Origin of the sequence: Prochlorococcus sp. MIT 1341, assembly GCF_034092415.1 — a bacterium.
GTDB lineage: Bacteria > Cyanobacteriota > Cyanobacteriia > PCC-6307 > Cyanobiaceae > AG-363-P08.
In genome coordinates this window covers 407071-428770 of sequence record NZ_CP139304.1, presented here as the reverse complement: position 1 = coordinate 428770, position 21700 = coordinate 407071, and the positions used below count along the sequence as shown (strand labels likewise).

The window sequence follows — 21700 nt, the reverse complement described above, 5'->3', positions numbered from 1 at the left end:
ACAATCAAATTGGCTTTAAGTGACAGGCAGTTCAACAACCGTGACGCCTTTGTGACATCAATTTTGTAAATCCAGTTAGGTGCAAAGTGCCTAAACCACTAGTGAAAAAAATTTATTTTGTACAAATGGATAATTTTTTACTAAAAAAAAGCCTCGTCATATGACGAGGCTTTTAAAAGCATCATGGCTTTTTCTACAGTTCTTTAAATTAAGAACCTAAGCAGGTTTGTACTTAATTAAGTGATGGCTCTTTACCTAGAGGTCCAAATTTCTGATCCAAAGTTCTCTTGAAATCAAATCCCATTGCACGAAGTGCATGGAATAAATGACCTTGGATATAGAAGAAACCTAGGTAATAGTGGATGTTTACCAACCAAGCACGGGATGTGTGGGCTCCATCAGCAAGTTCAACCGTATCGATCCAATAAGGGGAGATGCCGAACTTCAAGGCAAGTGGTTCGCCGTACCAAGCTTCGGGATAAACAGTTGTGTTGGTTGCACACCAGAAAGCAGCAACAATAGCCATCCAGCCAATACCAGCAAGAGACCAAGAAAGAACTGCTTCAGCTGAGAGCAATTTAGATCCTTTGAAACTGGTGTATTCACCAATTTGCTTGGTAGCAATATGAAATGCACCACCACCTATTTCAAAGAATGCCAAAAAGACATGGCCGCCCATTACATCTTCAAGGCTGTCGATGGATAGGAAATCAAATTGATGATTCCAGATTTGAGTTAGGTCAACGTTGTAATTGACTTGACGAACAGCTCCCAGCGCTGGGTCATAGATGCCATGGACCCTGGCCCATTCAACAAACCAAATACATGCAACACCCATGAAAATCAAATGGTGCCCGAGGATGAAGGTTTGGTTGTCAGGGTTGTCCCATTCCAACTTAAATTTTCTGGCTTGAATAAGCTCAGATTCCTGCATATCTCCTGGGAAAAGAAGTGAGTGCATAAGTCCACCTCCCCCATAAACCATGGAGAAAACAAGGTGAACTATGCCAATTGTGGCAACACCAGCCCCTGTCCAAACACCAGCTTCGTCAAATCCAATACCAATGGAGGCAAGATGAGGAAGCACAATTAAAGGTTGATGACCCATGGGTACAGAGGGGTCAAAGCGAGAAAGCTCAAAAAGGGTAAAAGCACCTGCCCAGAAAGCTATCAAGCCTGTGTGAGCAGCATGCGCAGCAATAAATTTGCCTGAGCGATTTGTTACCCCTGAATTACCAGCCCACCACCCGTAGGTGACGTCTGGATTTCCATAGGTCTGCATGAATTAAGAGATCGGGTTCAGTAATCCGTTAAAAATACTACAAGTTGCTCAATTTATATGCTCGGAATAGTTAGAGGTCTTTATTTAGATCTTTTCTCTCGGGGCTTGGGGCTTCATTAAATCGGCAAATTTCCTTGATGGTTGGTTTAGACCCTAGAGGCCCTGCAGGCAATTTCTTGTCATCAGGTCTATTGGTTTTAAAGGGTTTCGGTCAAAAGAATGACTTGTTTTGTTGAACTGGATTCGAGAGTGTTTCCCTCGAATCAGTTTTCAAGATGCAACAGAGGGACTACTAGTGAGCTCTTCTGGTCTATAAATGCTTGATTCTCATTTCATATGGCGAAACCACGCCTTTTTTATTGATGATTGATTTATCCCACATCATTGATTTTGCTACTCAACTGCCGCACCCATCTGACCTTGGGTTGATCAAGCCTTCAGGGGGCTTGAATGTTGCTGCAGCACTCTGTGGATTGGGCGCGTTTTTTGGAGCATCTCAATTCTTTTGGTATTCAGATGACACAAAGAGAGTAGATCCTTGGGCTAAAAGGGATAGTTGAGTCCAAATAAAGCTGAAATTATTTCCAGCCTTGAAGATCTCCTTTTTGAACCAATTCACCAAATAAAAAAAAGCAAGGCTAAACCCTTGCTTTTTTTTATTTGGTGATCATTTAATTAATCTTATTTTGGTGACCAACCTCTTTGAAGAAATTCAAAGGAAAAGGACCAAAAGTATTTACACCATTCGTATATTCCTCTTTTTGGCAAGTTATTAACACACCTTCCCCTAAACCATATTCTACTCGTAAGTAAATATCACGAGTCTTTTGATTTGCCTTTAGAAAAACGGGTCCGTCTTTATTTGGCTTTTCAAGTATTTTCATTTCCTCCCAGGAAAAGTATTTTTCAATTTCTCTAAGGACAGAAATGGCAATTTCTGATGAAGGGGACATTATTCCTACTGTGAACCAATCTGACTCGTCCATGTTTTTGCATAGCTCCTTAATAAGACTCTCGCATTGAGATGCATCAAGTGTTGGAGCGGAACGAAAATGGTTTAGATCCTCAAGTGAACTAACCTCAATAGATTCCATTTAATTTTTCATGCTATTTACATTCTAATAGACATTTCTTTTTATATTGGGAAATTTTAGAGAAACTCAAAACTAGTTTTTAATGGAAACTTATAAGGTCAATATAATTAGTTTGGTAATGTGTCCCTGATTTAGATTCTTTGCCTTATATCTATAAAGATAAGCATAGACTTTTTCCCGTGTTAGGATTTGATCAAATTTCTTGCATGCTTTCATTGATATCAAATGCAGATTATTTTTAATATTTATTATGTTAGAAAGTGAGCTCTCTAATATAAAAATGCTGGAATCGAGTTAATTCTAAGCTAAAACTTAAAGTATAGGTCTTCCTTTTTCAAATATTGAGTTCTTAAAAAAAAATCTTTTAAAGGTTTTAAACTTTGCTACCAATTGAGACTGCCAGGTCCCAAATTAACTGCTTATGTTTCTCCCCCTCATCAAAGAAAGATATGGTTTTTGCTATTAGACAAGCAGTAATGGAATTTATTATTGAAAGACTATAGCCATTTTGGGTAAGATAATTAATAAGATATTCTCTTAGTTCAAGGAGATATGAATCGTTGATTTGATTATCATTAATAATAAAATCATAGCCATGTAAGGATTGTAGTAATTTACAATAATCTGTTAATCTATCCCCGTTTGTTGTCAGTTGACCAGCTATATTCCCTTTCATATCAAGAAAGCAGAATTCTGAGTCGAGAGTTAACATTGTATTACTAAACCAAGGGTCTCCCAGGACAACTCCCGCAATCGAGAGATCAGTTGAGTGTAGGTATTCCATAATCTTTGAGTCAATCTTCTCAATCAAATCTGTCTTATCAGTGAAGGGATAATCTTTTTCATTTACGATTCTTCGTTTTAACTTACCCATATAATTTTCATATAAATCATTTGCCTCAATTTCAATAGGGACATTGTAATTATGTATTTCCTCTAAAGCAATAATAAGTCTTTCTAGGTGTTTAATGCTTAGAAGCTCATCAGATAAAACTTGATAAAGCATTGAACCATTGACATAGCCTAAATGTAGTGTTGTTGATACGGCATCTTTTGTGTTCCCAAGATATCTTGGGAAATATTTTTCTAATTTAGTATCATTTATCTGTTCATAGAAAAATACTTCCCCTTCCATTGATTGATTAGGACCTATTTTAGTAACTATTTCATTGTCAATATAGAGAGAGTTAAATTTATTAGTAGGATTAATTATAGGTTTCTTTAAATGTGAGAAACCGATTGACTTCTGTATATTAATGAAAGGATTATGGGACTTGTCATCTATATAAATATCAGCACTTGGCTTGCCAAAGTAGATCTCATCAAATGGTATCTTTAAATCTTCTAAGACGTTGAAGGTATGAGCGGCAACCCTTTTTAATGCAGCCCCGCTATTTTGTTGTGCAGTCTTCATCCCACGAGCGGTATGAATTATTATGCAATGTCCTTGTTCATGTAACCTTCGAAGTAAATCTACAATTTCCTCAATAGCTTTTATATCGCTGTATGTTTCGCCAGGCACTCTATAATTAAGTAATGTATTATCTAAGTCAAAGCAAATGCGCAGTTTTTTAAATGGAACTTCATGGATATTGCATGCAATATCATCAGGTGTGCCAAGGCATATGGCTGAATTTACTTTAAAACCATGTATCGACTCCACTCCTTCATCAAGGATGCTTTTATAAATAGTAGACATAAATAACTCTTCATCCAGCTTTTCTGTTATTAATCTTTTTGCCTGATTCATAAAAAAAGATTTTGATTTAAATGCGTAAATGCCGGCTGCATAATCTCTGCTGACTTGATTCTTTTCATGGATTCCTATGATCTTATTTTCCTTGATATCTAAAAAGCAATAAGGATAGGATCTTGTCGGGTCATCAATAGTTAAATAGCCTATTGAATTAGAGGCATCTTCTGGAAGGTTAATGCCATTATAAATGGTATCATTATCATAAAATATGATTTGATCTTCGTCTTTAATATGGTCAAGCTTTGTTAGACCAAGGTAGGCTGTTTCAACGGGACCCCTTGTAGGCCTATCTATATATTTAAATATAATTTCTTTATCCGTTAGATGATGAATCAACTTGTCAAATTGTAGGCGTTTAAGATGATTAGCTGAAATTAAACTAATTCTTTGAGAGGGGACACTAGGAAGAACATGCTGAATCAGTGGCACTCCAAGTATTAACAACAAGGGTTTTGGCATTGTCAATTCATCTTGTAGTCTCGATCCAGTTCCACCACATAGAACAATATGATGGGTAGTAGCATCCATTTTTATTCCTTCCTTAGATAAAGGCTAGTTATTCATACATATTACTTGCGGACATAGCGTTGTATATATACTCAGTTGAATAATTATCAGAATTCTTAGATATGAGGTGTTTAGTGAGCTTTATCCTGGTTTTTCATGATAAGGGAAAATCTAACACTTCTTCACAGGGTGACAAAAGACTTTCTCTTATCAAATTCCAGTCAGAGTTGCTTATTTGCCTATGCTGGATACCTTTTTGGGGGTTTATCCAACGATCTTCAATATGGCTATATTTTGGCCAAAGAAAATCTAGGGAATTACTATCTACTACAATGAATCTTTTTCTAAGTACATCCCAGTAATGTTCTAATGTCCATTTAGGATCTTCACCATTTCGTGCTAGGAATTCGGTAGTGAAATATGCCTCACTTATGTTTTGTTTAGACCATTCTCTCTGTGTTCTTAATGGTTTACTATAATCATCAGGACTAAACTTTCTGTCATCATATTTTGTATTCCAAAAATTAAACACGTCTTCTGTTAATCCAAATAAAAACATGTCACTAATACTATATAGCCTGTACAAGAATGTATTGAAACTAAGAATGGCTAGCCGATTAATTTGCCGATCGCTAATATTGTTATTTGTTTTGTAGTCATAAGAATTTTGAATTAATTTAAGGGATCTAAGTATATTATCTGCATAGAATCTTTGATCAGTTCTTGTCGTAAGTGTATATTTAATGCCAATTTCTCTAATTAAATGTAGTCCGTTCATGTTCCCAATTATTTGTAGATTATTTGTCCCATAACCACGTATAGGCACTTTAAATTTTGAAGTAACTGTTTTAATATCAAGCTTTGAAAGAATTTCCTCGATTCCATTAATGCAGTGATCCCAAGTTGACAATATAATAGGAGTATTTGGGTAACACTTTCTATAGAATTCAAGAGTTTTTATCGTGAAGTCATCTTCCTTCACGATTAACCCCCTCATTAGGATTGCCACATCATCTGTATTATCAATAATGCTGCCTAAACTAGTTTTGGGATCTTTAGACCTGTACCTTTCTGTTATGTAAATGTCCTTTAACCTTGACCTTAGATAAATATATCTCAAGACTCTAACTAACTTTTCACTTAATTGATGTGAAATAGGAATATTTACTATTTTATTTAGGAAGTTCACTAATAACATTTTTAAAACGAGGAAAGCTTATCAAGTTATTTTATGATAAATAAATGCTTTTTTGTTATAGTATCTTGAAAGTTGATATCTAACTCAATCTAATTTATTAGGCCATGTCTTCTTTTATTGATGAAATTAAATACTTTATACGGAAGAAATTTAATTAAAATATATATGAGGATAGATTTTCCTGTTCCATCTAAAATTGGGTTTAAGCTTTCTATTGCCATCTTCTTATCATTTTTGCTCCAATTGATTAGTGCCTCATGAGTTTTTATTTGCCTTTTAATACACTGTAGTTCTTGCTTGTAATCTATTTCAAAGTTTTCATAGTTCAAGGCAAGCTTTTTTAAAAAGATTCTTTTTTCGTATGGGAATAGCTCGGGATTTTTCCATGTAAGGCTGTTGCTATGAACTCTCCATTTTGCAAGAACTTCGTCTATATAATCTACTGAGCAATTAAAACACAATCGAATAAAAAGGTCATATTCCTCAATAACATTGAAGCTGCTATCAAATGCATATCTCATGTTGTTTAACATTGAAGCGCGAATTATTGCTGTTGGGAGTGGGATAAAATACGAGGTTAAAAGTTTTCGAAAGACTCTTCCTCTGTAAGGTTTGAATCGTTTAAAGGCTCTAGTGCCATTTATATCACCCTTTTTATTAAAGAACTGTGCATCACTTATCACAATTCCAACAGTGTTATCCTTAAATAGTGGTAATTGTTTTTCCAATTTATTTGGTAGCCAAATATCATCACAATCTAAGAAAGCAATAAAGTCCCCAGTAGCTTTTTCGAGGGCAAGATTTCTTGCTTCCCCTAGCCTGGTATATGCGGGGCTATGAAAGTATCTAAACTTCTTATTTTTGTAGGATTTAACTATTGCCGCACTATTGTCTTCTGAACAGTTATCCCAAAAAATAAGTTCCCAATTTTGATAACTTTGCGATATTAGACTGTCTAATGAATCCAGTAGGTAACTTCCCCCGTTATGACAATTCATGATAACACTTACATGGGGTTCAAATGAGTTATTTCCTAACATGATCTTTAGTTATTATAGTTAGATTTGGTACTCATAGAAATTACTAGATTTGCTTATACATTAAATAAGAACTCCATCAAATCATACTATAACTGTGATTAGAAGCAAAATTTGAGGCTAGACCTATGTTAGACTAGTTCTAGAAGAGTCAGAACAAGGTTGATAATAAGCCATTGCTGTATCAATCTTTTCTAACGATTCCCAAATTGCTCTTTTTCTTGTCGTCTTTCATCTCTTCCCTGATTTTGTTGTAGAAAGCGAACTCTTCTGGCTCATCTGAACCAAGCCCATATCCCATTGCCGCTGCTAGATATATTTTGTGTTTCCTATGTGCACTAAGAGCCATTAGTAATGTGGTGGCTTTGACTCTTCAGGAGGGAAGTAAGTACGATCTTCTTGATCATAGTCTATATCCCGGAGGATTTCTTCTACCTCTTCATTGCTTATTTCATCAAAACTTCTTTCAAGCTTTCCCTAAGTTTAGGCATCCTCCTTTGAAATCACTTCAGCATCAATCACATCTTTCATGTCAACAAATTCAATGGTTTTCTTATCTATCCAGTTATTAATTCTCACTACAAGAGGTTGAGATGCTTTGTAGACAATAACTACAGTTGGAAGAAGACTAATAACTCCCAGTATTGGGTTTTTAAAAAGAAAGCGACCAGCTTTCGCGTTAAAAAGAATAATCAATACCGATGGAATTAAAACACTCACGGTCCTCTTAAGAGCTTCCAGCCACCCAACACGAGCAACCCATAGGATAGAAGCTATACCAGAGACGTATAAAATTAGGTAAGTCATAAAAATATTATAGAAATAAATCTCTCTACAGTTGTAGATGAAATTTAGTTGCACTCTAACAAATGAATAAACAGTTTGTTTATAAAATATTGAAATTGGTCAATCTTTTACTTCATCTATTTCTAAGTAAGAATATCTTTATAGCCATTATCTGAGCAGCGAATATGGCCCAGATCTCTCTAGCAATTTATTTCCACGGTCACCTTTTTGGAATTCTTGAGTAGCGAGTACGTCCGTACACATTAAACAAGCACTCGATACTATCCAGTATTTGCTAGGCGGGTAACCCTGTCAGAGAAGGTTAAGCTAAAGTTAGACAAGGTTGGATAGATGTTAGACAAGTCTTTTTACAGTAGCAGCCATTATTAAAGAAGGAGATCGAATGCTGTCCAGAAGCTGCATGTGGCGTTTTCTATCACTGCATGGGGGTTAAATAGATCGGCATATAGCGTTAGAGAGAATCAGACTTTTCTGTTGGAATTTTAGCTTTACTTTAACTCCTAACTTCCTACAATTTCTATCTATGCTTTAATTTACTTTTGTAACTTATATCCAAATTCAATGAGTTGATGATAAGTGAGATCTGTTTGCAATAAATTAAGTGAAAGATTTCTCTCTTTATTTTTTTGAATATTAAACTTTCCTCTTTCATTTTTGCTCTTTTGGATAGTTACGGAGTCTTTACCCTTCTTTAATATCCATGGTTCTTCTTGATAGTTTTCATCTTCTATTGTTAAGTTCCAGGGTGCCTTATGTTTATCCATAATTTTTGAGGTTAGAAGAGAACTGGGAACTGATTTATTTGTAAGTTTATGCTAGGCATTTTGATTAAATGCTCTCTTACTTCTATGGATTTATAGTCTTAGCAGAACCTATTATTTTGATTGGTTACCAACGATTTCCACCACCACCTCTCGAATCTCTGCGAGGCTCTGCTTTATTTACTCGAATCGAACGACCCATCCACTCGACATTTTGGAGGTCGTCAATTGCTTTCTTCTCATCCTCTTCATTTGTCATCTCAACAAAAGCAAAGCCTCTCTTCCTCCCAGTCTCCCTATCTAGGGGGATATTGCAGCTTTTAACTTCTCCATAGCTGCTAATTAGACCAGTGATATCTTCCTTCTCGGAGTCAAAAGAGAGGTTTCCAATAAAAATAGTCATTCCTAGAAGGACCTGTTAGAGAGAATTTTATGGTCCTAAAGTTATTCGTTTTATCGCTTAAGTTAATTAACTCAAGGTTTAAGACTAAAACAAGTTGGATCAATTCAATAATTATAACCCCTCAGCCCCACTGTTTGACACCTTGATCAGTTGGTCTATGGATTTAATCCAATCTTTGTAGTTAAGAATTCGTCCACGACTGTCAGGTATCTCCTTCTTATTAAGAATGTCAGGTAATCGGAGGGGGGGGGCAGAAAGTTAGACCAATCGCTGGTATAACCTTGAAATCCCTTGCTATAACTGGATACTCACACATTAAATAAGAACTCCATTACATCCCCTTCATCTACTTCATATTCCTTGCCTTCGCTCCTCAACCAGCCCTTATTTCTTGCCTGGGAATAGGAACCTGCTTCTATAAGCTTTTTGTAATTTATCGTTTGGGCTCGTATAAACCCTCTCTTAAAGTCTGTGTGAATTACACCTGCCGCTTCAGGTGCTTTCATTCCCTTTTTTATTGTCCATGCTCTTGTTTCTTTTTCTCCGGTAGTAAAATAAGTACGTAAACCTAGTAACGTATATGTTGCTTTAATGAGACTTTCGAGACCACCTTCTTTTACTCCAAGCCCTTCTAGATAGTCTAAACGTTCTTTTTCACCAAGCTCAACCAATTCAGACTCAACTTGTGCAGAAATTCTAATGCTTTTAGCAAGCTCTGCTTTCGCCATTTCTTCGAGGGCTTTGCTGTAATTATTGCCTTTTGCTAAATCATCTTCAGAAAGGTTCTTTGCGTAAATAATTGGCTTTTCGGTTAGTAAGCCAAGTGGCTTAATAAGGTCCCTTTCTTCAATACTTAAGTTTACACTTCTAGCCGCTTTACCATTCTCTATAGCTGATAAGACCTTCTTCAGTACCTCATCTTCTTTTATTGCTTCTTTATTTGTTTTTGCTGATTTTTTAATCCTATCCCTTCTTTTCTCAATTTGCGAAAGATCAGAGAAACCAAGTTCGAGATTTATTACTTCTGCATCTCTTGTGGGATCAACCGAGCCTGTCACGTGTATCACATCATCATTGTCAAAGCATCTGACTACATGGATGATTGCATCAACTTCTCTAATATTGGCTAGAAATTTGTTTCCTAGGCCTTCTCCCTTGCTAGCCCCTTTGACAAGACCAGCTATATCAACAAATTCGATTCTTGTTGGGATTACTTCTTTGCTATGGCTAAGTGCAGAAAGTTTTTCAAGTCGTGTATCTGGAACAGATACAACACCAGTATTGGGTTCAATTGTGCAAAAAGGAAAATTTGCTGCCTGTGCTTGGGCATTTGCTACAAGAGCATTAAATAAAGTAGATTTACCAACATTCGGTAGTCCAACAATACCTGCTTTTAACATGGCTCTAGTCCCTGAGTCACTTCGCCTTTTGGTTATTTATCTTTGAAACCACCATAGAGGTAACTTGTTCTATTTAAAGGTAATGGATACATTATAGGATGATCAAATTCTATGGTGGGATTGATCCACTACAGGACTACAAAGCTAATTGGCCCAATGGCCAGATCAAAAAACGTTTTGCAACCTAAAAAGATCATTAGAAGCATAACCTCTGAGGTTGGTAGGTATAGCTCGCCTCCAAGAAGGAAAAAAATCCTGAGCATATCTGCATCATTATTGGTTTTTTCAATATTTGCTTTCTTCGCTAGGCAGGGTGTCCAGATATTCAAAGGAGGCAAGGATCTTACTGATTTCACTGTTGCTGCTGAGACCGGATCTCTTCCAGGGGTCATCACCGCCAGTGGCGAATTTCAAGCTGAGAAGAGCGTGAATGTAAGTCCAGACAAGCAAGGTATTTTAAGTGTTATTTACGTAAAAGAGGGTGACCGTGTCAAGGAGGGGGATGTTTTAGCGGAAATGAAACCCGGTGATTTTCAATATCGACTTGAGGAACTTAGGGCAAATTTTGAGACCAATAAACTTTCATATCAACGAAGAAACAAGTTGTTTAATGAAGGTGCAATAAGTGCTGAAGAAAATGATGACTATCGAAATCGGTTCCTAACAAGCAAGGCAAGACTTCAGCAACGAGAAATTGAAGGAGACGAATTATTTGTTAAGGCACCTTTTGAAGGGATCGTTACTGCTAGATACGCTGAGCCTGGTGCCTTCGTTACCCCCACTACAAGAGCATCTTCTAGTGCGGGATCTAGTAGCAGTTCAATACTTGAGCTTTCACAGGGACTTGAGATTTCCGCAAAAGTCCCTGAGAGTGATATTGGTCGTATTCTTATTGGTCAAAGGGCATCTGTTCGAGTAGATGCTTTTCCAGATAAACGTTTTAGTGCAGCGGTTGTTGAAATAGCCCCAAGGGCGGAGAAGAAAGATAATGTGACCTCTTTTGAGGTGAAACTCTCTTTAGAGGACCCAATCGATACTTTTCGTATTGGCATGACAGTGGATGTAGGCTTTCAGACAGGGTCAACGGCTAAAAGTACCTTGGTCCCAACGGTCGCTATAGTCACGGAGAATGGCCAGCCAGGTTTGCTTATAGTTGGAAGTGACTCCCAACCTAGTTTTCAAAAAGTAGAATTAGGGACAAGTAGTGGAAGTAAGACAGTTATTATAAGTGGTATTAAACCTGGAGACCTAGTCTTTATTGACCTACCCCCATGGGCTAATCGTAAAAGAGATTAGTTAAAAGAAAGAATGTTTTATGTCAGCTACAAAAAGAAGAAAACTTTTATTAGTTGATGGGCACTCTCTAGCCTTTAGAAGTTTCTATGCATTTGCAAAAGGTGGAGAAGGAGGACTCTCAACTAAAGAAGGTAAGCCTACAAGTGTGACTTTTGGGTTCCTAAAATCACTTCTGGAAAATTGTAAATCCATTAGCCCTGAGGCCGTGACAATTGCCTTTGATACGGCTGAACCAACATTTAGACATAAGGCCGACTCAAATTATAAAGCCAATAGAGACGTTGCTCCTGATATCTTCTTCGAGGATTTGAATCAGCTCAAATTAATTTTGAACGATAAGTTGAAACTACCATTATGTGTTGCCCCAGGATTTGAGGCGGATGATGTTTTAGGCACACTCGCTAACAAGGCTGTTTTAGCGGGCTGGGAAGTCTTTATTCTTTCTGGCGATAGGGACTTGTTTCAGTTGGTTGATGATCAAAAAGGTATATCTGTTCTCTATATGGGAGGAGGTAGGTATTCAAGTAGTAGTGACCCTTTATTAATTAAAGAGTCCGGTGTAGTCGAAAAACTTGGAGTAGCACCTTCCAAGGTTGTTGAACTGAAAGCTTTAACTGGTGATTCGTCTGACAATATTCCTGGAGTGAAAGGAGTGGGTCCTAAGACTGCTATAAATTTACTTAAGGAGAATGGAGATTTAGATACTATATATAATGTTTTGGATGGGTTAATTAAAGAGGGCAAACCAACAGCAAAAATTGGCTCAATAAAGGGAGCGCTGATTTCAAAGTTAATTAATGACAAGGAAAATGCCTACTTGTCAAAATATCTAGCGAAAATATTAATTGACGTACCACTAGAGTACGATGATATAATTCCACTTAAGTCAGTCGACAAACAAGCCCTTTCAGTTTCATTAGAGGAGCTTGAACTCTCAAGTTTGGTTAGGCAAGTCCCAGGATTTTGCGCAGCTTTTTCGGAAGGAGGCTATCTACATAATAGTAAGATTACTAAAAATGAGGATAATAATTTATCTAAACCTATAGACCAAAGTCTTGTCTCAGAGGATAATTCTCTGCCTACGACCTCAATTCCAATAATTAAACCAATAATTATCAAAGAGATTAATCAATTGAAGAGAATTGCTAAGAATTTAATTCAATTTAGATCAATTGAAAAGATTGTTTCTATTGATACAGAAACAACTGATCTTAACCCTTTCCAAGCAGAGTTGATAGGAATAGGTTTGTGCTGGGGAGAAGGGGCAGGGGATCTTGCATATATTCCTCTTGGTCACAAGGCAGATCTTCAATTAGATTCCTCAGAGGATAATCAACAATTAAAGTTAGAGGACGTGCTGAAATTATTAAATCCTTGGTTCACAAGTGAAGAGAATCCAAAAGTACTTCAAAATGCGAAATACGACAGACTGGTTTTATTGAGACATGGCATTGATTTAAAGGGAGTTGTTTTGGATACTTTAATTGCAGATTATGTGTTAAATCCCACATCAAAACATAGCTTAGAATTTATGTCTAAGAAGTATTTTGATTATAAACCCACCTCGTTTAATGATTTAGTTAAGAAGGGCTCTACATTCGCAGATCTCTCTATTGAGAATGCAAGCCTTTATTGCGGAATGGATGTTTATTTGACTCGTAAATTATCCTTTCTGCTTTTAAGGGAAATGGAGCTTAGAGGACCTAAGTTTCTAAAACTTTATAATGAGATTGAAGGACCTTTGGAGATAGTTTTGTCATTTATGGAAGCTACAGGTATAACGATAGATATTCCATATTTGAGAAAACTATCAACAGAGTTTCTAGATAGTCTGAAACTAATTGAAAAGCAAGTTTGTGAGCTTGCTGGTGGTGAATTTAACTTATCTTCTCCGAAGCAACTTGCCGAGTTGTTATTTGAACAGTTGAAACTTGATCGTAAAAAGTCAAGAAGGACTAAGACAGGTTGGAGTACAGATGCAAGGGTTCTTGAAAAACTTCAAAATGATCATGATGTTATTCCTTTATTGATTCAGCATAGAACAATTAATAAATTATTGACAACATATGTTGACGCACTTCCTGAATTAGTAGAGTCTGAGACAGGACGTGTTCATACTGACTTTAATCAAGCTGTTACAGCAACAGGAAGGCTAAGCAGTAGCAATCCAAATTTACAGAATATTCCTATTCGTACAGAGTTTAGTAGGCGAATAAGAGAAGCCTTTCTTCCTCAAGATGGATGGAAACTTTTGAGTGCAGACTATTCGCAAATTGAACTTCGTATACTTGCACACTTGTCAGGGGAAGAAGTTCTTTTAGAAGCTTATCAAAATGGAGATGATGTTCATTCTTTGACAGCACGAATTCTTCTAGAAAAGGAATTAATATCAGATGAAGATAGGCGATTAGGAAAAACAATCAACTTTGGCGTTATTTATGGCATGGGAACTCAAAGATTGGCACGTTCAACCGGGTTAAGTAATATAGATGCCAAGAACTTTCTAGATAAGTTTCACAAGCGATACAAGAAAGTTTTTTCATACCTTGAATATCAAGAGCGACTTGCGTTGACCAGAGGTTATGTTGAGACCATTATGGGTAGAAGGCGTCCTTTTAGCTTTGATAGGAATGGACTTGGACGTCTTCTTGGAAAAGATCCTTACGAAATTGATTTGATTTCTGCGAGGAGAGCAGGGATGGAGGCTCAACAGTTAAGGGCAGCGGCGAATGCTCCTATACAAGGATCTAGCGCTGACATCATTAAGGTTGCGATGATAGACCTTCATGAAGTACTTCTTCGATCCTCGTTACCAGCCCGCATGTTGTTACAGGTCCACGATGAATTAGTCTTGGAGGTTCATTCTTCTGTTTTGAATGAGGTTCAAGAGTTAGTCGTACAAACTATGGAAAAAGCCGTTAAACTTTCAGTACCTTTGCTTGTGGAGACAGGTATAGGTAGAAACTGGATGGAGACCAAAAAGTAACAATTATTTGTCATGCCTAAACTTAATAAGACTCAAAATCTAAAAGAAGATCCTTTATGGCTAACTAATACACTTACAAGAAAAAAGGAAATATTTAGGCCTTTAAAACCTGGTAAGGTTAGTATTTATTGTTGCGGTGTTACTGTATACGACTTATGTCATCTAGGTCATGCTAGAAGTTATATTGCTTGGGATGTTCTTCGAAGATATTTAATTTGGATTGGTTATGAGGTCGTTTTTGTTCAAAACTTCACAGATATAGACGATAAAATATTAAATAAGGCAGCTGATGAGGGCATTTCTATGGAAGAAGTCAGCGATAGAAACATAAGATCTTTTCATGAAGATATGGATGAATTAGGTATTATGCGCCCTGATAGAATGCCACGAGCAACAAAATGTCTTGACTCTATTAGAGAGTTGATAGCTGACTTGGAATTAAAGGGTGTTGCTTATTCAGTTGAAGGAGATGTTTACTTTTCAGTCCCTAAACATATTAATTATGGTCAATTAAGCGGAAGAGATCTTAGTGCTCAGCAAATTAATGCTGAGGGCAGAGTAGCCAAAAGTGAGGAGCATAGAAAACGTAGTTCATTTGATTTTGCCTTATGGAAGTCGGCAAAGTCTGGAGAACCCAGTTACCCTTCTCCCTGGGGTGATGGCCGACCAGGCTGGCATATTGAATGTTCTGCAATGGTCCTAGAAGAACTTGGGGAAAGCATAGATATACATTTAGGCGGAGCGGATTTAGTTTTTCCGCATCACGAGAATGAGATCGCTCAGTCTGAGGCTTCTACTGGTAAGCAGCTAGCTCGTTATTGGCTTCATAACGGAATGGTTAATGTGTCTGGTCAGAAGATGAGTAAATCTTTGGGGAATTTCACAACAATACGTTCATTACTTAAGTCAGGTGTCTCTGCGATGACATTACGAATGTTTGTTTTACAGGCACATTACCGAAAGCCGGTTGACTTCAATGAAAAATCTATTGAAGCAGCTTCTTTTGGTTGGAGAGGCCTTAATTCTGCTTTGAATCTAGGTCTTGTATATGACAATTTGCTTGATTGGTCTAAATACAAATCTTCAAAACCAGAAGTCTCTGAAAATAGTAACCTTGAGTGCAATATAAGTTTGCTTGATATACGTCATCGCTTTATTCAATTTATGAATGATGATATAAATACATCTGGTGCACTTTCAGTCCTTTTTGAACTTGCGAGACCACTGCGTTCGTTGGCTAATCAATTACAAAGGGGTGTAAGATTTTCTTGCCCTGAGGATGAAAGCTATCAAACTTTTTTACGCTGGAAATTACTTCTTGAATTTGCTCAGGTTCTTGGTCTTCAGCCTGAAAAGGAGAATGACAAGTTGTCATTTAATGAACTCGGTATAGACTTAGATTATATTGATAGTTCAATTGAAGAAAGAAGATATGCGAAATCTAAAGGGGATTTTGAAAAAGCAGATCATATACGTGATGAGCTTTCTAGAATGGGTATAGAATTGCTTGATAAGCCAGGTGGAGATACTGAATGGATTAAAAAGAATTAAAATTTAATCTATGTTCACCAACTGTATATTAGATCATAAATACTTACTATTAATCCAAAGCAAATAACCGGCGGAGAAATCCATCTTAGCATAAATTTTAAACTTGTTCTTATAGGCTTAGACGTATTACAGTTGCTTAAATCTAAATCAAATTTACGTGGGAATATCCACCCTAAAAGAATTGTCAAAAGTAAACCTCCAAAAACTAATAGAATTCCACCAAAAATTGCATCCATTCTTCCTAGAGTTTTTAGATCAAGAGCAGCAGGTAGGCCAGTAATGAATATTAGGAAACTCGAGACCCATACAGATTTAGATCTCTTCCAGCCCAGTTTGTCAATTAGTGAAGCTACAGGTACTTCTAATAATGAGATTGAAGATGTTAAAGCTGCTATATAAGCTAAAAAGAAGAACAATATTGCAACTATTTGACCTGTTACACCTAGAGAAGAAAGTCCTGTTGGTAAAGAAATGAAAAGGGTTCCAACTGTTGAACTTGTAACGACATCTTTAAGTCCAAAACTCATTACAACCGGGAACGTAATCATTCCCGCAAGTAGTCCGACTGATGTGTCCATACCTACCACTGCAATAGCTTCTCTAGGAATTTTATTTTGGCTATCTAGATATGCTGAATAAGCAAGAATGCAACCTATTCCAGTCCCAATAGAAAAGAATGCTTGTGTGAATGCATTCCGTACCGTAGTTGGATTTAGTAATTCTTGAATATCCCATCTAAGAAGAAAAGTCTTATACCCTTCCATAGCTCCTGGAAGAGTTGCCGCCCATAAAGCAAGTACTGCTAATAAGAAAAATAGTAATGGCATGCACCATCGTGTAAGCCTTTCAATGCCACCCTTTATTCCTGCAGCTACTACTGAACCTGTAAGAAATAAACTTAAGACTTGCCCCAAAAGTACGCTTTTTCCTGTACTTAGACCTTGAAAGAATTTTTCAGCTGAGGGCATGTCAACTGGCAGTCCAAAAAAGATTGAATGAATAAGCGTGTGCGCTGTCCACCCCATAAGTACTGCATAGAAAGAAAGTATTCCGCATGAGGCCACAACAAATAAAAAACCCATAGGCTTCCATCGTTCATTTGCAAAGCTCACTGGAGCGAGGAGAGGACTTTTGCCGGTGCTCCTTCCTAAAACCATCTCTGCAACAAGTACTGGCAAGCAGACCAAGCAGACAATAATTATGTAAAGAAGCAAAAATGCTGCACCACCTCCTTGTGAGGCTCTATAAGCAAAGCCCCATAGATTGCCAAGGCCAACAGCGCTCCCTGCGGCTGCAAGAGCAAAGCCCATTCCTGAACGCCATTTTTCTTTTACGGCCATAACTTTTCTTGCTTTTTTTCAGTTTTAATATGAGTTTAATCTTTCAAGATCCAACCTTTTGATGTGAGACTAGGTTTATCTGCTTGAAAAAGAGTGAAAGCTATAAGCGTTTTAGGGTCGACGGGCTCAATCGGCACCCAGACCCTAGAAATTGTAGAAGAGTTTCCAGAACAGTTTAGGGTTGTAGCTCTAAGCGCAGGTCGAAACCTCTCTCTTTTTACTGAGCAAATCAAACGGCATCAACCTGAAGCGATTGCATTGGCTGATGAAAGCCTTTTGCCAGAGATCAGTGAAAGGTTAACTCAAGTGAGTTTAGAAGACTCAAGCTTTAAAATCCCAAAAATTTTTGGTGGACCTTCTGGTATTGAGGTTGTTGCTTCATGGGATCACTCGGATTTGGTCGTAACTGGAATTGTTGGTTGTGCTGGTCTTCTTCCAACTCTTGCTGCAATAAAAGCAGGAAAAGACCTTGCTTTGGCGAATAAAGAAACTCTTATTGCTGCTGGGCCTGTTGTCTTACCGGAATTAAAGAAGAGTGGGAGTCGTTTGTTGCCTGCTGATTCTGAGCATTCGGCTATTTTTCAATGTCTTCAAGGAACTCCTTGGGCGGAAAATGCTCGACTTTCAACAGGAGTGCCTACTCCAGGGCTGCGACGAATTCTTTTGACAGCCTCAGGAGGCGCATTCCGCGATTGGTCCGCCAAGGATCTCGAGAAGGCAACAGTTTCTGATGCAACCAGTCACCCAAATTGGAGTATGGGAAGAAAAATCACAGTAGATTCTGCAACTCTTATGAATAAAGGTCTAGAGGTGATTGAAGCGCATTATTTGTTTGGAATTGATTATGACCAGATTGAAATTGTTATTCATCCTCAAAGCATTATTCACTCAATGATTGAACTTTCAGATACTTCAGTCTTAGCGCAATTAGGATGGCCTGATATGAAATTGCCCATTCTTTACTGCTTGAGTTGGCCTTGTAGGTTTGAGACCCCTTGGAGCCGGTTAAATCTTGCTGAAGTAGGTGAACTGTCATTTAAGGCTCCTGACACGAAAAAATATCCTTGTATGGAACTAGCCTTTACAGCTGGTAGGACTGGAGGAACAATGCCAGCAGTATTGAATGCATCTAATGAAGAAGCTGTATCACAGTTTCTTCAAGAAAAGATTCACTTTCTAGATATCCCCCAAATTATTGAGGTTGTCTGCGATCTACATAGGCAAGACTTAGTAAAAGAACCCTCTTTAGCTGACGTACTTAATGTTGACAAATGGTCGCGGATGAAAGTACAAGAAATTGTGAAGAAAGGTACTACTAGAATGAAAATTTAAAGGGTTATATAATCAATCTAGTTAAGATTATTCAGCAGCTTTTAGAATGCTTGTTAAATTTAATTTCGTAGATCTTAGAAATAATTTGTTTCTTTATCGCTATTTGACCGGAAATATTTAATATGTAAGGTAGTCGAACCATCTCTTCACAATTTGATCACCCCAGCAACCATTAATGCCGTGAAATCCATTGTGACCGCCAAGCTTGCTTAAAATTACTCTAATATTATTATCATTTATGTTTAAATTTCTTTCAGCTAATAGCTTTGCCGACTCTGAAGGTACCCATGGGTCGTCTTCAGATTGTAAAAACAAAGTCTGGGGGATATTTGGGTTGTTAAGTATTAGATCTTTTAAAGGTGATGCCGCCCGGTAATAGTTATCTACACTCTTGTACCCCCACCTAGGAGCAGTAATTATTGAATCAAAGGATTTGATACTTTTGTTGGTAATTTTTCCTTTAAACTCATTTTCTAATGCTTCTTTTTCATCTATACTAAGACCAGTCTTGTCAGCAAGAGTTTGTTGAACAAGACGTCTTAAAAGCCAATTCTGGTAAAACTTATTTCTTGGTCTTTCTATTGATTTACTGCATATACTTAAATCAAGAGGGCTGCTAGTGCAAGCCAACCCATCAAGAGCTTGAATACCAGAGTTATCCTTTATTTTGAGGCAAGCATTAAGAAGTATCGTACCGCCAAGTGATATGCCTGCACCAAATAAAGGCAATGGCTTCTCTTTAATTAGATAATCATTGCCAATCTCTTTACATAGATTCCTCGCTACTTTCAAGACAGGCTCTATATCACTATTGCACTCTGCAGCATATGATCCTGGTGAAAGATCTCTTCCAGGGTAAGCACCCCTTAGATTTAGTCGTAATGTAGCGAATCCAGCTTTTTGAAGAGTGAGACTCATTCTGCGTAATCCCTGACGCCTTGTAGATCCACCAAGCCCATGAATCATTAAGATAAGGGCCTTTAGTTTTTTGCCACTTGGCATGTCAAGTATGGCCAGTAACTTGCCTGAACTTTCCTTCCTGTTAGGCATTTCTGGGACATCTATTTCAATCTTTTTGCCATTTTCAAAAGGTAAATCTTCTTTATAGAAAGTATCTCTGAGTGTTTGTAAGTCACCACCTATCCATGGAAATTTTTGTCTAAATTCCTCTTGGAAAAGTAATTCTTCCTCTTTATTTTTAATATTAATTTTTTCTGCCAACACCAAGTTCTTTTAATTCCACAAGAAGATCACCAAGTACTTTCTTGGCATCCCCAAAAACCATCGATGTATTAGAGAGTTCAAATAGATCATTTTTTATACCTGAATATCCAGCACTCATACCTCTTTTAATAACAAATACGGTTCTTGCCTCTTGTACATCTAGCACAGGCATTCCATATAGTGGAGAGCTTTTGTCAGTTTTTGCTTGTGGATTAACTACATCATTTGCCCCTAAAACAATTACTACATCTGTTGCAGGGAATTCAGGATTAATAACATCCATTTCCTTTAGTTGCTCATATGGAATATCTGCTTCTGCTAAAAGCACATTCATATGTCCTGGCATGCGACCGGCAACTGGATGAATCGCATAAGTCACATCAATCCCACCAGACTCCATTGCTCTAGTTACTTCTCGCAAGGTGTGTTGGGCTTGCGCAACGGCTAGTCCATAACCTGGAACGATAATTACTCTTTCTGCGGCTTCTATTGTTAATGCACACTCTTCAACGCTACAGCTTGTAATGTTGGAGTATTCCCCAGCAGAGGAGGGGCCTGAGTTTGCTCCTGAGCCTAGTGCTCCTCCAAATAGTACTGATATTAATGAGCGATTCATACCATCGCACATAACTTTGGTAAGTATTAGTCCTGCTGCACCTACCATTGCACCAGCTACTATTAATATTTGACTACCTACTACGAATCCTGCTGCAGCTGCAGCAACTCCAGAATAACTATTTAATAGGGATATAACTACAGGCATATCTGCTCCTCCTATTGGCAAGGTGACTCCTATCCCCAATAATGTTGAACTAATTACAAGTAGCCAAAGTCCATTATTACTATTCCTGATCAGCTCAATAGCGGCAACTAGGGAGATTACAGCAAGAATAATATTAATTAGATGTCGTAAATTACTTTGTGTCCATTTGGGGGTTGATAGCCAACCTTGTAGCTTGGCCATCGCAACTATTGAACCACTAAATGTAATTGACCCTACAAAAATAGATGTAATTATTGAAAGTATTTCTATGACTCCATTGCCACTCTCTATATTGGGATCTGTGATTGGAAATAATGAAACTCCCAAAGCCACAAGTAGTGAGGACATACCACCACAACCATTGAATAAGGCAACGGTTTCTGGCATAGAAGTCATAGGTACCTTCTGAGCTATTACAACTCCAAAAATCCCTCCTAAGGAAGTCCCTATTGCTATCCATATTAATGCTGAAGTGGTAATAGATTGATTAGAGAATGAGACAATAAACACACCAATAACCGAGAGGAGAATAGCTATTGCGGCAAGCCTATTCGCTTCTCTTGCGGTCCTAACTTTTGACAATCCTTTAATGCCTAAGGACAGTAAAAGTACAGCTGATAAATCAATAGCATATTTGATTATATTTGTATTAATGCTCATTTCCTATTCCCCTTTCGTGTCGTTTTTCTGCTGAACATTGCAAGCATTCTATCTGTAACCAAGAAACCTCCTACAACATTAAATAAGGCAAAACCCAGGGCTAGTGATCCTATGATCTGTAGTGGTAACTGATCACCAGACTTTATTACTAATGTAAGAGCGGCGATGATTGTGATTCCAGAAATTGCATTTGCTCCACTCATTAATGGTGTATGTAGAGTGGGTGGTACTTTGCCTATGAGTTCTAATCCAAGAAGACTACCTAGAAGTAGTACCCAAAGAGCTTCACTTAAAAAGGACATT

General features: G+C 37.5%; 19 protein-coding genes. 5 read left to right on the top strand and 14 right to left on the bottom strand.

What is annotated here, in order from left to right; genetic code table 11:
- Positions 1 to 232 precede the first annotated feature (232 nt).
- Positions 233 to 1282, bottom strand: coding sequence for a chlorophyll a/b binding light-harvesting protein (locus SOI84_RS02145; protein WP_320674767.1), 1050 nt, complete (start codon positions 1280 to 1282; stop codon positions 233 to 235).
- A gap of 362 nt (positions 1283 to 1644) precedes the next feature.
- Here SOI84_RS02145 and SOI84_RS02140 point away from each other — a divergent pair, with 362 nt between their 5' ends.
- A complete protein-coding gene (locus tag SOI84_RS02140; RefSeq protein WP_320674766.1) occupies positions 1645 to 1842 on the top strand; it encodes a hypothetical protein in 198 nt (65 codons plus the stop codon).
- A gap of 111 nt (positions 1843 to 1953) precedes the next feature.
- Here SOI84_RS02140 and SOI84_RS02135 read toward each other — a convergent pair whose 3' ends face one another.
- The 9 genes from SOI84_RS02135 to ychF all read right to left on the bottom strand — a co-directional run bounded on the left by SOI84_RS02135 (position 1954) and on the right by ychF (position 10245).
- Complete coding sequence (locus SOI84_RS02135) at positions 1954 to 2376, bottom strand: DUF1824 family protein (RefSeq protein ID WP_320674765.1); 423 nt, start codon at positions 2374 to 2376, stop codon at positions 1954 to 1956.
- A 373-nt stretch (positions 2377 to 2749) separates the two neighbouring features.
- Positions 2750 to 4660: a sugar phosphate nucleotidyltransferase gene (locus SOI84_RS02130; RefSeq protein WP_320674764.1), complete on the bottom strand. Its 1911-nt coding sequence runs from the start codon at positions 4658 to 4660 to the stop codon at positions 2750 to 2752.
- A 133-nt stretch (positions 4661 to 4793) separates the two neighbouring features.
- On the bottom strand, positions 4794 to 5828 hold the full coding sequence (locus SOI84_RS02125; RefSeq protein WP_320674763.1) for a WavE lipopolysaccharide synthesis family protein: 1035 nt from the start codon (positions 5826 to 5828) through the stop codon (positions 4794 to 4796).
- 98 nt (positions 5829 to 5926) lie between these two features.
- On the bottom strand, positions 5927 to 6877 hold the full coding sequence (locus SOI84_RS02120; protein ID WP_320674762.1) for a glycosyltransferase family 2 protein: 951 nt from the start codon (positions 6875 to 6877) through the stop codon (positions 5927 to 5929).
- Positions 6878 to 7058: 181 nt separating this feature from the next.
- Entirely contained in the window at positions 7059 to 7223 is a 165-nt protein-coding gene (locus SOI84_RS02115) for a hypothetical protein (protein ID WP_320674761.1), read from the bottom strand.
- A 134-nt stretch (positions 7224 to 7357) separates the two neighbouring features.
- A complete protein-coding gene (locus tag SOI84_RS02110; protein WP_320674760.1) occupies positions 7358 to 7681 on the bottom strand; it encodes a hypothetical protein in 324 nt (107 codons plus the stop codon).
- Between the two features lie 533 nt (positions 7682 to 8214).
- Positions 8215 to 8445 (bottom strand): cytochrome oxidase, encoded by a 231-nt coding sequence (locus tag SOI84_RS02105; RefSeq protein WP_320674759.1) that lies wholly within the window; start codon positions 8443 to 8445, stop codon positions 8215 to 8217.
- 124 nt (positions 8446 to 8569) lie between these two features.
- The gene (locus tag SOI84_RS02100) at positions 8570 to 8845 is read right to left on the bottom strand and encodes an RNA-binding protein (protein ID WP_320674758.1); all 276 of its coding nucleotides are present in this window, start codon (positions 8843 to 8845) and stop codon (positions 8570 to 8572) included.
- A 308-nt stretch (positions 8846 to 9153) separates the two neighbouring features.
- Positions 9154 to 10245, bottom strand: coding sequence for a redox-regulated ATPase YchF (gene ychF, locus SOI84_RS02095; protein WP_320674757.1), 1092 nt, complete (start codon positions 10243 to 10245; stop codon positions 9154 to 9156).
- A 156-nt stretch (positions 10246 to 10401) separates the two neighbouring features.
- Between ychF and SOI84_RS02090 the strand changes: the two genes are divergently transcribed.
- The 3 genes from SOI84_RS02090 to cysS are packed head-to-tail and all read left to right on the top strand — an operon-like array spanning position 10402 to position 16078.
- The gene (locus SOI84_RS02090) at positions 10402 to 11541 is read left to right on the top strand and encodes an efflux RND transporter periplasmic adaptor subunit (RefSeq protein WP_320674756.1); all 1140 of its coding nucleotides are present in this window, start codon (positions 10402 to 10404) and stop codon (positions 11539 to 11541) included.
- 19 nt (positions 11542 to 11560) lie between these two features.
- A complete protein-coding gene (gene polA, locus SOI84_RS02085; RefSeq protein ID WP_320674755.1) occupies positions 11561 to 14527 on the top strand; it encodes a DNA polymerase I in 2967 nt (988 codons plus the stop codon).
- Positions 14528 to 14539: 12 nt separating this feature from the next.
- The gene (gene cysS, locus SOI84_RS02080) at positions 14540 to 16078 is read left to right on the top strand and encodes a cysteine--tRNA ligase (protein WP_320674754.1); all 1539 of its coding nucleotides are present in this window, start codon (positions 14540 to 14542) and stop codon (positions 16076 to 16078) included.
- Positions 16079 to 16092: 14 nt separating this feature from the next.
- On the opposite strand, the gene SOI84_RS02075 is transcribed toward cysS, so the two are convergent.
- Positions 16093 to 17418: a sodium-dependent transporter gene (locus SOI84_RS02075; protein ID WP_320674753.1), complete on the bottom strand. Its 1326-nt coding sequence runs from the start codon at positions 17416 to 17418 to the stop codon at positions 16093 to 16095.
- A gap of 93 nt (positions 17419 to 17511) precedes the next feature.
- Here SOI84_RS02075 and SOI84_RS02070 point away from each other — a divergent pair, with 93 nt between their 5' ends.
- Positions 17512 to 18750, top strand: a complete 1239-nt coding sequence (locus SOI84_RS02070) for a 1-deoxy-D-xylulose-5-phosphate reductoisomerase (protein WP_320674752.1) — start codon at positions 17512 to 17514, stop codon at positions 18748 to 18750.
- Between the two features lie 117 nt (positions 18751 to 18867).
- Here the strand turns inward: SOI84_RS02070 and SOI84_RS02065 are convergent, their stop codons facing one another.
- The 3 genes from SOI84_RS02065 to SOI84_RS02055 are packed head-to-tail and all read right to left on the bottom strand — an operon-like array spanning position 18868 to position 21699.
- Entirely contained in the window at positions 18868 to 19971 is a 1104-nt protein-coding gene (locus SOI84_RS02065; protein ID WP_320674750.1) for an alpha/beta hydrolase, read from the bottom strand.
- Positions 19955 to 21397: an NAD(P)(+) transhydrogenase (Re/Si-specific) subunit beta gene (locus SOI84_RS02060; RefSeq protein WP_320674749.1), complete on the bottom strand. Its 1443-nt coding sequence runs from the start codon at positions 21395 to 21397 to the stop codon at positions 19955 to 19957. The genes SOI84_RS02065 and SOI84_RS02060 overlap by 17 nt, the downstream gene beginning before the upstream one ends.
- The gene (locus SOI84_RS02055; RefSeq protein ID WP_320674748.1) at positions 21394 to 21699 is read right to left on the bottom strand and encodes an NAD(P) transhydrogenase subunit alpha; all 306 of its coding nucleotides are present in this window, start codon (positions 21697 to 21699) and stop codon (positions 21394 to 21396) included. The genes SOI84_RS02060 and SOI84_RS02055 overlap by 4 nt, the downstream gene beginning before the upstream one ends.
- Position 21700: the final 1 nt, after the last annotated feature.

Excerpts from the sequence above, each read along its gene's own strand:
- SOI84_RS02090 (WP_320674756.1), top strand. The coding sequence starts at position 10,402 with ATGGCCAGATCAAAAAACGTTTTGCAACCTAAAAAGATCATTAGAAGC.
- SOI84_RS02120 (WP_320674762.1), bottom strand. The coding sequence starts at position 6,877 with ATGTTAGGAAATAACTCATTTGAACCCCATGTAAGTGTTATCATGAAT.
- SOI84_RS02135 (WP_320674765.1), bottom strand. The coding sequence starts at position 2,376 with ATGGAATCTATTGAGGTTAGTTCACTTGAGGATCTAAACCATTTTCGT.
- SOI84_RS02140 (WP_320674766.1), top strand. The coding sequence starts at position 1,645 with ATGATTGATTTATCCCACATCATTGATTTTGCTACTCAACTGCCGCAC.
- ychF (WP_320674757.1), bottom strand. The coding sequence starts at position 10,245 with ATGTTAAAAGCAGGTATTGTTGGACTACCGAATGTTGGTAAATCTACT.
- cysS (WP_320674754.1), top strand. The coding sequence starts at position 14,540 with ATGCCTAAACTTAATAAGACTCAAAATCTAAAAGAAGATCCTTTATGG.
- polA (WP_320674755.1), top strand. The coding sequence starts at position 11,561 with ATGTCAGCTACAAAAAGAAGAAAACTTTTATTAGTTGATGGGCACTCT.
- SOI84_RS02130 (WP_320674764.1), bottom strand. The coding sequence starts at position 4,660 with ATGGATGCTACTACCCATCATATTGTTCTATGTGGTGGAACTGGATCG.
- SOI84_RS02100 (WP_320674758.1), bottom strand. The coding sequence starts at position 8,845 with ATGACTATTTTTATTGGAAACCTCTCTTTTGACTCCGAGAAGGAAGAT.
- SOI84_RS02060 (WP_320674749.1), bottom strand. The coding sequence starts at position 21,397 with ATGAGCATTAATACAAATATAATCAAATATGCTATTGATTTATCAGCT.
- SOI84_RS02110 (WP_320674760.1), bottom strand. The coding sequence starts at position 7,681 with ATGACTTACCTAATTTTATACGTCTCTGGTATAGCTTCTATCCTATGG.
- SOI84_RS02055 (WP_320674748.1), bottom strand. The coding sequence starts at position 21,699 with ATGTCCTTTTTAAGTGAAGCTCTTTGGGTACTACTTCTAGGTAGTCTT.
- SOI84_RS02115 (WP_320674761.1), bottom strand. The coding sequence starts at position 7,223 with ATGGCTCTTAGTGCACATAGGAAACACAAAATATATCTAGCAGCGGCA.
- SOI84_RS02075 (WP_320674753.1), bottom strand. The coding sequence starts at position 17,418 with ATGGCCGTAAAAGAAAAATGGCGTTCAGGAATGGGCTTTGCTCTTGCA.
- SOI84_RS02145 (WP_320674767.1), bottom strand. The coding sequence starts at position 1,282 with ATGCAGACCTATGGAAATCCAGACGTCACCTACGGGTGGTGGGCTGGT.
- SOI84_RS02105 (WP_320674759.1), bottom strand. The coding sequence starts at position 8,445 with ATGGATAAACATAAGGCACCCTGGAACTTAACAATAGAAGATGAAAAC.